This window comes from Paenibacillus psychroresistens (assembly GCF_009728935.1).
Taxonomy (GTDB): domain Bacteria; phylum Bacillota; class Bacilli; order Paenibacillales; family NBRC-103111; genus Paenibacillus_AC; species Paenibacillus_AC psychroresistens.
The window spans coordinates 7177213-7190348 of the sequence record NZ_CP034235.1 but is presented as its reverse complement, the minus strand read 5'-3'; the positions used below and the strand labels follow the sequence as shown (position 1 = coordinate 7190348).

Sequence of the window (13136 nt, the reverse complement as noted above, 5' to 3'; positions counted from 1 at the left end):
ATAAAGATGGGGGAGGTTTTTTTGTGGAAATATGGTATAGTTTAAAAAAAGAGAAAAGAGCGCCGCGTACAGGTACTTTGGGGGATCTAAAGATATGCAATACCTAAAAGACTTGCCATTTAGAGGTTACATAAAAGAAGTCATAGATATTCTAATTGTAAGTTATGTGATTTATAAGCTTATTATTTTGCTGCGGGGTACGAGGGCTATTCAATTACTGCAAGGTATTGTGGTAGTGGTAGTCACTTGGGCGCTCAGTCTTTGGTTTGAATTGAATACATTAAAATGGATGATGAACCAGATTTTTACCTTTGGGGTACTGGCTTTGGTCATCATTTTTCAGCCCGAGCTTAGACGAGCCCTGGAACAACTGGGACGCGGAAAGCTATTCAGTCGCTCTACAGCAGAAGAGGATCAGGCACTGCATAAAAGGATCGGCGAGCTTATGCGGACCGTTCAATATTTATCGCCGCGGCGAATTGGAGCTTTGATCGTGTTCGAGCGCGAAACGGGATTGACCGATTATGTGGAATCCGGAATTGCCATTGGCGGTCAGATCAGCTCTGAGCTGTTGATTAATATTTTTATCCCCAATACACCTTTGCATGATGGTGCTGTTATTCTGCGAGGCAATATGATTATGGCAGCGGGCTGTTACTTGCCTTTATCTGAGAATCCCTTCATCAGTAAAGAGCTGGGAACTCGGCATCGTGCAGCTATTGGAATGAGTGAAGTATCCGATGCGATTTCGGTAACGGTATCTGAGGAAACCGGTCAAATTTCACTAGCGATTAACGGCTTAATTGTCCGTGACATTAAAGAAGAATCGATGATTTCCAAGCTATATGAAGAATTAAAATCCTCTTCCAAGCCTAAAGTTAAACAAGCGGTTGAGAAGAGCTCCTTCTGGAAACGAAAGGGGGATTCCAATGGATAAGTGGCTGCGCAGCAATAATGTAGTTAAAGCAATAGCTCTGATGATTGGGATCTTACTCTGGTTCGTTGTCCATCTGGATGTCGATAAAACGACAGCTACAACTACACCTTTACCTATAGAACAAACGATTAATGCTGTTAAAATTATTCCCTTCAAGTTAGATGAAGCTCATTTCAGTATGCAGAAAATGGATCCGGAATACGCCAATATTACCTTGAAAGGCAAGCAATCCGTGCTTTCTAAATTGAATACGAATGCCATTCAGGTTCAGGTTGATTTAAGTAATGCCGCAGTGGGTACACATGCTTATCCACTTAAAGTGATTAATGTGCAGAATTCTTATGTCTCAACCTTAGTCCCGAATATGGTTATGATTACCTTAGAAGAATTGCAGAAGAAAGAATTCCCAGTGACCATTAATGTGGTAGGGATACCGTCTGCAGGTTATATTGTCGGTCAGCCTATTGTGAATCCAAATCGTGTACACGTCACACTGAAAACAAGTGATTTGAATATAGTGGATTCTGTGCGTGCTGAGGTTAGTGTGGATAAGGCGGCAGCAGTTATTACTAAACAGGTTAAACTTACGGCTTATGGCAAAGACGGCAAGCCTGTAGATGCTGTCATTACTCCGGCGGTTGTTGATGTAGAGATACCTATTACAGTTCCTTTTAAAGAGATGCCTTTGCAGGTCAAGGTGGTTGGGACTCCAGCCCAAGGCTATAGCATAGCTTCTATGACGCAATCTGTGAAAAGAGTGACCGTATTCAGCACGCAGGCAGCACTGGATCAAATGGAATTCTATGAAGGTCCTCAGGTGGATGTGACTGATCTCAAAGAAAATAAAAAAATTACATTGGACATTCCTCTGATGAATAAAGATATACGGGTAGATCCTGTGAAAGTAGAGATCACTCTGGAAATTGTTCCTTCCTCGACGGTGACAATTAGCAATATTCCATTGCGGATTAGTGGGGAGAACGACAGCTTTGTGACTAAGGTTATTTTACCGGAAACTCCAGTTATTCAAGCCGTCTTGGAAGGCGCGCCTGATCTGCTTGCGAAGCTTAATTTACAGGATATTCAAGCCATTGTAGATGTAAGTAATTTATCGCCTGGTAAACATGAGCTGGTGATTAATTTAAGCTTGCCGATGTTTATTAAATCAGCAGCAATCCAGCCACAAGAACTAAAGGCAACTGTTGAGATTATGGCCAAAGTCGATGCATTAGGCAGTGCTTCACCGACACCAACGCCATCGACATCACCATCATCCTCACAAACGCCAACACCATCTCCATCGGCAACGCCGGTAATCGCTATTGTTGAACCCACACCTTCAGTAACACCCGTAGTCTCAAGTATTCCAGAATAATAATCATTTAATGTAGGCATAAGAGGAGCGAAATAGATAATGGGCAAATATTTTGGAACGGATGGGGTTCGCGGCATTGCGAATCAGGAATTAACCCCAGAGCTAGCTTATCGAATAGGCCGCTGCGGCGGCTTCGTATTAACTGGGCAAGCTAAGCACCCCAAGGTTGTAATTGGGATGGATACACGGATATCGGGACCCATGTTGGAATCAGCGCTAGTAGCAGGTTTGCTTTCTATAGGTGCGAACGTAATTCGTTTGGGTGTAGTTTCGACACCGGCTGTGGCTTATCTTACACGTAAACTGGGAGCAGATGCAGGAGTAATGATCTCGGCTTCGCATAATCCAGTGGAGGATAACGGGATTAAATTTTTTGGAGCCGATGGTTTCAAGCTTACAGATGATACGGAATTTGAGATTGAGAAATTGATTGATGCGGTAGTTGATGCATTGCCACGCCCTATTGGCGGAGAGCTTGGGACCTTGTCGGAATATCTGCCTGGGAAATCCGATTATGTGAATTTTTTGAAAACGACCGTGAAAACGGATTTTGCTGGCATACGTATCGTACTGGATTGTGCGCATGGCGCGGCGTATGAGCTTGCCCCTCGTGTGTTTCGTGAGCTAGGTGCTGAAGTAATTACGATATTTGCCGAGCCTAACGGGCGCAATATCAATGATCACTGCGGATCAACTCATCCAGAATTCTTACGTGAAAAGGTGTTGGAGATGAAAGCGGATTTGGGGCTTTCTTTTGACGGAGATGCGGATCGCTTGATTGCTGTGGATGATACGGGTGCAGAGATTGATGGTGATTTCTTGCTGATGATTTGTGGAGATGCGATGAATCAAGCGGGGCAGTTGAATCATGGAACTGTAGTCACTACCGTTATGGCTAATCTGGGTTTTTTCCAAGGGGCTAAAAACTTAGGGCTTAAAACAGCAAAAACCGGTGTAGGCGATCGTTATGTGATGGAAGAGATGCGCAGAGGCGGCTTTAATTTAGGTGGCGAGCAGTCGGGGCATGTGATTTTTCTCGATCATAACACAACAGGTGATGGAATCCTCTCAGGCTTGCAGCTTGTCGATACGATAATCCAATCCGGTAAAAAGCTTAGTGAGTTAAAGCTCAAGATGCGCAAATTCCCTCAGGTGCTCGTTAATGTACGAGTTGGCGATAAGAGCAAGCTAAACGGCAATGAAATCGTGGAAGCAGCTATTCGTGAAGTTGAGGAAAAGCTAGCAGAGAACGGCCGTGTGCTGGTTCGTCCATCAGGTACGGAATCGCTGATACGCGTAATGGCAGAAGGTCCAGAGATTAAAGAATTAGAATTATATGTGAAGCAAATTGCAGATGTAATTGTCGAACAATTGGTATAATAATGGAAAATTATGCAGGTCGAGGATAAACAGCTATTGCATCCTCTTCCAATAATGCATAAGATAGGAATAGGATTTTTACTCTAGAAGGATAAGGTGGATAGGGGTTACTACTACACTGCTAGCATTTTGCAATAAAAGCAATTGCTACTAGTATCATAAGCGCCAGGGCTTGAGCGAGGAACAGTTGGTTTCGCTGGTAAGGAAATCGCTGACGTCAAGCTGACGAGGTGAAGGTGTTCGAAACATTCGGCGGGGACCTTCCGGCTAATTCATAGCCGTTAAGTTGGAGAGTAAATGGATGAAGTAATTCATCTTACAAGAATCCAACAAGAAAACACTGTATAGGTCATGACGGGTTTTGCATACCGTTTATTAAGGCTTGTATTGTTCATTGAAAATTGAGGGTTTATATATAATGGAGGTTATTTGGTATGTGCGGAATCGTTGGTTATATTGGCAGTCAGAATTCACAGGAAATTTTATTAGAAGGCTTAAAGAAGCTAGAGTATCGCGGTTACGATTCAGCAGGTATTGCCGTATTCACCAGTCAGGGCTTGGAAATCAGCAAAGCCAAGGGGCGGATTGCCAATCTCGAAGCGCAGCTTAATGACGCACCTTTGCGTGGTTCTGCTGGAATCGGACATACGCGTTGGGCGACTCATGGCAGACCTTCTGATGTTAATTCTCATCCACACACAGATGATACGCAGAAATTCTCAGTCGTGCATAATGGAATCATTGAAAATTATATCGCACTTAAAGAAGAATTAATCGCGGCTGGTCACGTATTCGTTTCAGAAACAGATACGGAAGTCATCTCTCATCTGATCGCAGATTTATATGACGGTGATATTGTAGTCGCGGTGCAAAAAGCAGTGAAGCGTTTGACAGGTGCATTTGCATTGGGCGTTCTAACAGAATTTGAACCGGATAAACTAGTAGCTGTAAGGTTGGCAAGTCCGCTAATTATCGGCGTAGGCGAAGGTGAGAACTTCATTGGCTCCGACATTCCAGCGATTCTTGAGTATACCCGTGATGTGTATATTCTGCAGGATGGAGAAATGGCGATTCTGACACGTGAGGGTGTCGAATTAAGAACTTTAGAGGGGAATTATATTTCCCGGGAATTATTTCATGTCGATTGGGATATCGTAACGGCAGAAAAAGCTGGATATGCTCATTTCATGCTTAAAGAAATTCATGAACAACCAAAAGCTTACCGCGATACAATGGGCAGTCGAATTGATGCTGCCGGCGGGAAAATTATATTTAATGAGCTTAAGTTAACTCCAGAGCAGATTCACAAAATAGATCGTGTGCATATTGTTGCTTGTGGTACCGCGTATCATGCTGGCTTAATTGGTAAGAATGCCATTGAACGTTTAGCACGTATTCCCGTAGAGATCGATGTTGCCTCCGAATATCGCTATCGTTCGCCGATCATAACGCCGCAGACCTTAGTGATTGTCGTTAGTCAATCTGGTGAAACCGCAGATACTTTAGCTGCTTTACGAGAAGCTAAACGATGTGGCGCCACAGTTTTGGCAATTACTAATGTAGTTGGCAGTACAGTCGCTCGTGAAGCGGACGATTGCATCATTACTTGGGCTGGACCAGAAATTGCAGTTGCCTCAACGAAAGCTTATTCATCGCAGTTAATTGCATTTTACTTGTTTAGTTTATACTTGGCACAGGTTAAAAAGACGCAAAGCTCGGAATATATCACAGAAGTGATTACTGCTTTGCGTGCGTTGCCAGAGCAAGTGGAAACAATCTTGGGTCAATTCGAGCAGATTAAAAACTTTGCTGAAGAAATCTCGACACACAGTGACTTGTTCTTCATTGGCCGTGGAATGGATTATGCTGTTGCCCAAGAAGGTTCATTAAAGCTTAAAGAAATCTCCTATATCCACTCCGAGGCTTATGCAGCGGGTGAATTAAAGCATGGAACTCTAGCTTTGATCGAAGAGGGCGTTCCCGTAATTGCTTTGGCAACTCAGGAAGACCTGTTCGAGAAAACAGTTAGCAATATTAAAGAAGTGAAAGCTCGTGGGGCTAATGTTCTCGGGATTTCGGCTGAAGATGAGCATGAAATGATCAAGTCGGTGGATCAGCATTTTGCTATTCCTAAGACGCTGGGCTTACTAACGCCGGCTTTATCAGTTATCCCTCTGCAGCTGTTGGCTTACTATGCTTCGCTAGCTCTTGGGAATGATGTTGATAAGCCAAGGAACTTGGCTAAAAGTGTTACAGTTGAGTAAGACCCTTCGGGGTCTTTTTTTGTTTTGACTGATTACAATAAAGTGTTGTTCTGAACAATAAAGTTAAGTTTTATTGGAATCTGTTACAATTTAGTTATGTTTAAAAGTTGTATTGGGACTAAAAAGAAAGGATGATGTAATGAAAAAACCTCTAATAATTTTATTGTTTTTAATATTATCTGGTTGTTTTAATAATGGAAATAATTTAAAAGCTGTTGAAGTGAATAATGGAAATGAAATTAAAGACCATGTATGGCAGTTGAACTCAACTGTAAATAATGGTCAGAATATTACATTAAAGGTTGCTTTAATTAGTTCTAATTCATCGGATAGGTTCATGCAATTTTATGGAACTCCTTTTATGGAGAAGTATAAAAATATTTCTATTGAATTTGTTAACATCCCAGCTATTTTTAATGAAGACATGAAAAAAACGGCTGAATTCTTAGCAGAAAATGATGCGGATTTAATGGTATCTAGTTTAATGGAATATCAGAATTTAGCAAATAGCGAATTGCTTTTAGACATAACATCACTATCAAAAATCGGGTTTGACATGGATCAATTTGTGCCTATAGCAATAGATCAATTAATGGATAATAACACAAATTCATTGTTTGGATTAGCGCCAGGGTTCTCTAGTGTAGCACTGTATTATAATAAAGATCTATTTGATAAAAATCAGATTACTTATCCTCATGGAAACATGAGCTGGAACGAACTATTTCAATTAGCGGATCAATTTCCAAAGTCTGATAATACTTATGGCTTATTTCTCCCATCCTACGGAACTATAAGATCACTAGCAATGTTTATGGCTATTTCGAAAAACTTAGCATTTTTAGACAAAGAATTAAAAAAAGTTACTGTGGATAACTCAGAATGGGAGGATACTTATTCGTTAATAGTGGATGGAATTAAAGGTGGAATTCTTCCCGATTCTCGAAAACAAGGGGATAATTTATTTGTTGCAGGTAAAGCAGCGATGACAATTGATTATGTACAATTACTAAAGAATTTAACTAACTCCACATTTAAATGGGGAGTGTCTAAACAACCAGAAGGTTCCACCCAAATCTTCAGTGTAGGGTCCATATATTCTGTTCTTATTCATTCCAAGAAACAAGAAGCTGCATTAGAGTTGTTGAAGTACATCAATAGTGATGAAATAATGAAAGCTAATAATAGTAATGTTACAGGACTATCAATGTTACCTTCACGATTGTCTCTAATCTCCGAAAATGGAGTTGATCTAAGTGCATTCTATGATCCAAGCATTTTATCACATCTAAATTTTAATGGTTTTTCTCAGCTTCCTATGGATTTCTCAGTAAAATACGACAATATATTTGAAGAAGAGATGAATGATGCGATATTAGGAAAGAAACCCCTAAATGATGCATTAAGAATTATACAAAAAAAAGCACAAAAAGAGTTAGACAATTCATGGCAAAATCAAAGATAAACTAGTATCGCTAGTAGAGGATAGTTAGTTCATCATATGAGCTAATTTCCTCATTTTTTGTTTTAATAGAAATGGCAGATCAGAACTTGGAAAAAAGGTTCTAGACAGCCATTGTTTTTTGAACTACCATCATCCTCTCAAATCAGTTTTCTTGAGGCAATTACAAATGGGAGCCTCCACTGGCATCGATCAATTGACCTGTTATCCAACGGCTGTCAGGAGAGGCTAGAAATGCAGCTACATCTGCGACATCTTCTGGTTGCCCCCATCTTCCAAAGATAGAAAAATCAGCACCAAATTTATTTGAAGCAGGGTCTTGCAGCATTGCGGCATTCATATCCGTGGCGACGAACCCAGGTTGGATTGCATTGATCGTAATTCCACGTGGACCGAGTTGGTTGGACAAGGAGAGTGTTAGTGTATTGATTGCCCCCTTTGTCATGCTGTATGCAGGAATTGCAGGTAGGGAAATTCTTGTTATTGCGGACGACAAGTTAATAATTCGACCTTCGTCTCGTAATCGTGGCAATGCTTGTTGAGTCAGAAAAAATGGTATTTTCACATTTATTTCCATGATTTCATCGTACGCCTTTTCTGTAGTATCCTCAATGGGAGATCCTAGCGCGATCCCTGCGTTGTTCACTAGTATATCGAAGTGAGTATCACCCGTACGTTTCTTCAATGCTTCATCCAGTTCCGTGTAAAGAATCTGTATACTTTCCAGAGAACCAAGTTTTGTACCAATTGTGAATGCGTTCCCCCCGTTCCGCTCAATATCACGAACTACTGCGTCTGCTGCTTCCCGATTTGTGCCATAATGAACAGCTACTAATGCTCCCTCTAACGCTAAACGTGTTGCAATGGCACGTCCAATCCCCCTGCTTGCTCCTGTAACCAATGCAATCTTGCCTTTCAATTTGTTCATTTCTTCATCTCCTCATAATTTTAACTTGAACCCTTTTTGGTTCTAGTTAGTTATATCATAAGGACACATTTGTAATGTTGCTCTCTTATTCATGTAACTATCTCGTTAACTGAAAATCTACAAGGCAATGCAAGCAAATAAGAAGTAAATAGAAGAACATTTACAATTCATATAAGTCGGTGTCCAATCATCGGTTTATTGGGCATGAGCCGTCTTTATTTGCTGTTTTTTCTGAATTGATTAGGTGAAATGCCATAAACTTTTTTGAAGGTCCTAATAAAATGAGTGTTATTTTCAAAGCCAATAGATTCACTAATGTTTTGAACCTTTAAATCAGATGAGGTAAGTAGTTCAATTGCTTTATTTAATTTTATTGTTTTGATGATATCTAGAAAGGTTTGGCCAGAGGTAACTTTAATGAGCTTGCTTAAGTACGATTCGGTGAAATGAAATGTGCTTGATAATTCTCCTAAGGTTACTGTTTTATAATGATCCTGCATATAGGCTAAGATCGAAATCAACTTATCATTCTTGGGTAAACTTTTGGGTAATTCGACTTGACTTTCATATTCTCTCAGCAAATAGCTGAAAAATAACATTAGCAGGTTATACAGGATATTCGCGGTATATTTTTTGTTGTCATGATGTTCAATGAATAACTTGGAGAGAATTTCTTTCAGGTTGGGATCTCGATTTGTTCGAAAAATGATGTAATTATTGTATTTCTCTGTATACAGGATTTTCATAAAGAATGAGGAGAGAACGGTTTCATGTTTAAGCATTTCTAGAAATGTTTCTTTAAAAGTACTTCGCTTTATCAATACATTTAAGATAATGCTATCATCAAATACCTCAATTGTATGTTCCACCTTGGGTGGGATTATACATAAATCACATTCACGCAGCTGAATAACTTCTCCATTAATTTCCTGGACGCAATGACCTGCATATACGTAAATCAATTCGAAAAACTCATGTCGATGTTTGAAAACGGGTGTGAATCTTTTGTGTTTTAGAATGATAATGTCTGTACGATCGCTCGAAGAAAAATAGTCTGCTTCTGTGAGTTCCTTTATTAGATCCATGTCCAAGTTATCCATAGAAACTTGAAGGATTTTTCGATCCTTTTTCGCATCATAATTCTTACGATAAAGTAACTCTTCTTCCGAATACACCTTAAGCATTGCATCCAATTCAACTAGATTCATTGTATTTAGCCTCCAAGAAAAGCTTTCAAAAGAATAACTATACCATATAAAAAAGTGCATAAAATGTAAACTTTTGAAGGTGAATGATGTTAATGATTTTAATCATTTATTTCATTATCATTTAAATTAACTACATTAGATAAGGAGCAAATGAACTATGACTAGTTACAATATATCTGAAATTACTGTGATGAATGAAATTGAGCCTATGGGTCTGGATGAGAAGAAACCGGTATTTGCCTGGAAATTTATTTCAAATGAGAAGAACATGAAGCAAACTGAGGCAAGGATTACCGTAGGGGGGAAACCTGCGGGACTTGATATGTGGGACAGTGGTTGGATTAATACGGACTGTTCAATAGGTACTGCTTATGCAGGAAGGGCTTTGCAGCCATGTACGGAATATTATGTTACTGTGACAACGATGAACCAAACATTGGAAATAGCCGCTGCTTCAACCAAATTTGAAACTGGCTTGATGAATCCGAAATTAGATGCCTGGAACGGAGCGAAGTGGATCGGTGCACCGGAATATTATATCTGCAGTGATTCCATGGGAATTTTCTCTTTAAAAAGTACGATAACTTTATCCCCAGGCGGGACTAGAGCAGGGCTTGTTTTTGGTGCTAATGATGCCAGGCTGTTAAATAGGGAAAGAAATGAATCCTTCTTAGAAGGTGAAAACTATATCTCTTATGAAATCAATATAAGCAATCAGCCAGCAACTTTGGATATATATCGGGTAGGCTATCACAAAGAGGATAACAAGAATGTTCCTTTTGCTTCAGTACCCATCGTTAACTTTGAGGGTGAAGAGAAGGTTCAGTTGATAACGGAAGCCAATCAATACGATCCTCATGAAATCAAGATTGATGTTGTTGGTAATGGGGCTTACGCTTATGTAGATGGCGTACTCGTTGATGCCATGTTAAATCCTAACCCTATAGGAACGAAGGTAATTGCGAGACAATTAAACCCGCTCGGGAATAACGACATCACAACCTTTCCGCGGCTAAATGAAATTGGTTATTTGGTTGGAGGAGGAACAAGCGCGCACTTTGAAGGTATTCGGTTAAGCTTTTTGCGACACCCGTCTAATCAGTTCTATGAAATGGATACCGAATGCGGAGTTGACTTAATTGGAGCTGGAACTGATTTACGAGTTACCCATAGTCCGGATTGCCATGCGCTTCCCATGCTGCGAAGGGATTTCTCGGTAAAAAGACCGCTTAAGAAAGCGAGACTTTACGCTACGGCTAGAGGGATTTATGATTGCAGGATTAATGGCAGGGAGATTACCGATCAGTTTTTTGCACCAGGCTTCAGCCAATTTGACAAACACCTGATGTATCAGACTTATGATGTTACGGACTTTTTGTCTGAAGGTGATAATGGAATTGGTTTTACATTGTCTTCCGGCTGGTGGAACGGTTCTCAGACTTTCGTCCTGCAGAACTATAACTACTGGGGTGATAAAGAAAGCCTTCTGGCACAATTGGTGCTGACCTATGAAGATGGAACAGCGGATGTTTACGTAACCAATGAAGATGAATGGCAGTATTACGGGGAAGGTCCTTTCCGCTTCGCGGGCTTATTCCAAGGGGAACATTTCGATGCCAATTTAGCCTTCATTTATGATAATTATTCCAAAGCGGGATTTGCCATAGAAGGAATGAAAACACCTGAGATCGTAGAAGCTGTCCCTATCGGTGAATTTGATTCAAGGCCTGAACTTTTCTTGCCATGGCCAGCAGTTAATGAAAGCGAGCCAGAACTAATTGGTCATTATCAAGCACCGATCAGAAAAGTAGAAACATTTAGCGCTAAAAGCATGTCAGAGCCGTCTCCTGGATTATACATATATGATTTGGAGCAAGAGATAGCAGGAGTTCCAGTCCTTAAATTAAGAGGCGCAAAAGGAACTGAAGTACGCATTCGTTATGGAGAAATGCTCTATCCAAATCTCGATGTGTATGGGGAGCTCTATGGGAGAATGCTTCAGGTAAATTTAAGGGACGCTTCCAGTACCGATATTTATATTCTTCGCGGCGATGCAGCTGGAGAAACGTACATACCGAAATTTACCTTTCATGGCTACCGCTATATTGAAATCACTGGCCTAGATTACGCACCTGAATTAGAAGACGTGCAGAGCTACCTGCTTTCCAGTCTTTCGACGATGCGAGGTAAAGTGGAAGTAGATCATGAATTGGTAAATAGGCTAGTATCCAATGTGAAATACAGCCAGTTGGGTAACTTCATCAGTGTACCTACAGACTGCCCGCAGCGAAATGAAAGAATGGGCTGGATTGGTGACGCACATATATTCTTCCGTACCTCATCTTACCAAGGGGATGTTCGAACCTTTTATCTGCGCTATCTCGAAGCCATTCGAGATGTGCAATTACCAGACGGGAATATTCCCAATATTGCACCTGTAGGAGGCGGATTCGGTGGAATCACTTATGGCAGTGGTGTTCACTTGATCGTTTGGGACATGTACCAACAATATGGGGATAAGAGTGTTATCGCAGATAACTATGAGGTCATGAAACGCTATACAACTTATTTGGAGAATAAAGGGATGCCAGGCGATGCTTTTATGGGACCTATAGATGACTGGCTTGCTCCACAGAAAACGGATAGTAACCTGGTATGGAATGCTTTCTACGGTAGAGATGTTCATCTGATGTCTGTTTATGCTGAGCTATTAGGAGAACAGGACGACGTAGCCTACTATAGGCTGAAGGCAGATGAGGCAAAGCTTTACTGGAACCAGACTTTTGTAGATGCTGCATCAGGAAAAACCTTGCATTTAGACGGCACAGTGAATGATACGCAAGGCGGATATGCCATTGGCTTGAATTACCATATGTTTGACGAGACAGTTAAGCAGAAGGCTTACGATAATCTGGCAAGAAAAACGCAGGAAATGGGATGTACCGTATCCACTGGTTTTTTCGGGACGGGTCCGCTAAATCCAATGTTGAGTGAGGGCGGTTATTCGGAGCTAGCCCAAGCAATGATCACCCAAACAGCATATCCAAGCTGGCTTTATCCAGTAACTCAAGGAGCGACGACAATTTGGGAGCATTGGGATAGCTATACCGTTGAAAAGGGCTTTGGCAGACGTAATTCAATGAATAGCTTTAACCATTACTCACTAGGAGCTGTGGTAGGCTGGCTCTATGAGTATGTGCTTGGAATTCAAAGGGATGAGAGGCATCCAGGCTATGCTCATTTCACTCTGAAGCCTGATTTGACGGGCTTTAGGAAAGCAAATGGAGGATTTGATACCCCGTATGGCCGGATTGAAAGTAGCTATAACCTTGAAGAAGAAAAAGCCACATATCGTTGTACGGTACCCGCTAATACGACAGCTACAGTGGTTCTCCCTGGGGTCACAGAGGTAATAGGGAGTGGAAGTCATGAATTTTACCTATAACATCCGTGTTATCCATCTGAAAAGGCCAAGCTGATTACTCAGTTTGGTCTTTTCAGATGGAGCATAAAAAAGGACATGATTACGTAATTAAAACATTTATCATTGAAATCATGAACTAAATCGTATACAACTATGGA

At 40.8% G+C, this 13136-nt stretch carries 8 protein-coding genes; 6 read left to right on the top strand and 2 right to left on the bottom strand.

Annotated elements, in window-relative coordinates:
* The first annotated feature begins 94 nt into the window (after window positions 1–94).
* The 5 genes from cdaA (at window position 95) to EHS13_RS32315 (ending at window position 7421) form a co-directional block, all read left to right on the top strand.
* A complete protein-coding gene (gene cdaA, locus EHS13_RS32335) occupies window positions 95–937 on the top strand; it encodes a diadenylate cyclase CdaA (protein ID WP_155704318.1) in 843 nt (280 codons plus the stop codon).
* Window positions 930–2312 (top strand): CdaR family protein, encoded by a 1383-nt coding sequence (locus tag EHS13_RS32330; protein WP_155704317.1) that lies wholly within the window; start codon window positions 930–932, stop codon window positions 2310–2312. The genes cdaA and EHS13_RS32330 overlap by 8 nt, the downstream gene beginning before the upstream one ends.
* 39 nt (window positions 2313–2351) lie before the next feature.
* Window positions 2352–3692 carry a phosphoglucosamine mutase gene (glmM, locus tag EHS13_RS32325; protein WP_155704316.1) on the top strand — a complete coding sequence of 447 codons (1341 nt, stop codon included), beginning with the start codon at window positions 2352–2354 and terminating at the stop codon, window positions 3690–3692.
* A 434-nt stretch (window positions 3693–4126) separates the two neighbouring features.
* Window positions 4127–5956 carry a glutamine--fructose-6-phosphate transaminase (isomerizing) gene (glmS, locus tag EHS13_RS32320; RefSeq protein ID WP_155704315.1) on the top strand — a complete coding sequence of 610 codons (1830 nt, stop codon included), beginning with the start codon at window positions 4127–4129 and terminating at the stop codon, window positions 5954–5956.
* Window positions 5957–6095: 139 nt separating this feature from the next.
* Window positions 6096–7421: an extracellular solute-binding protein gene (locus EHS13_RS32315; protein WP_155704314.1), complete on the top strand. Its 1326-nt coding sequence runs from the start codon at window positions 6096–6098 to the stop codon at window positions 7419–7421.
* A gap of 160 nt (window positions 7422–7581) precedes the next feature.
* On the opposite strand, the gene EHS13_RS32310 is transcribed toward EHS13_RS32315, so the two are convergent.
* Both EHS13_RS32310 and EHS13_RS32305 read right to left on the bottom strand, forming a co-directional pair.
* A complete protein-coding gene (locus tag EHS13_RS32310; RefSeq protein ID WP_155704313.1) occupies window positions 7582–8346 on the bottom strand; it encodes an SDR family oxidoreductase in 765 nt (254 codons plus the stop codon).
* Window positions 8347–8561: 215 nt separating this feature from the next.
* Window positions 8562–9554: an AraC family transcriptional regulator gene (locus EHS13_RS32305; protein ID WP_155704312.1), complete on the bottom strand. Its 993-nt coding sequence runs from the start codon at window positions 9552–9554 to the stop codon at window positions 8562–8564.
* A 157-nt stretch (window positions 9555–9711) separates the two neighbouring features.
* Here EHS13_RS32305 and EHS13_RS32300 point away from each other — a divergent pair, with 157 nt between their 5' ends.
* The gene (locus EHS13_RS32300; RefSeq protein WP_155704311.1) at window positions 9712–12999 is read left to right on the top strand and encodes an alpha-L-rhamnosidase; all 3288 of its coding nucleotides are present in this window, start codon (window positions 9712–9714) and stop codon (window positions 12997–12999) included.
* Window positions 13000–13136: the final 137 nt, after the last annotated feature.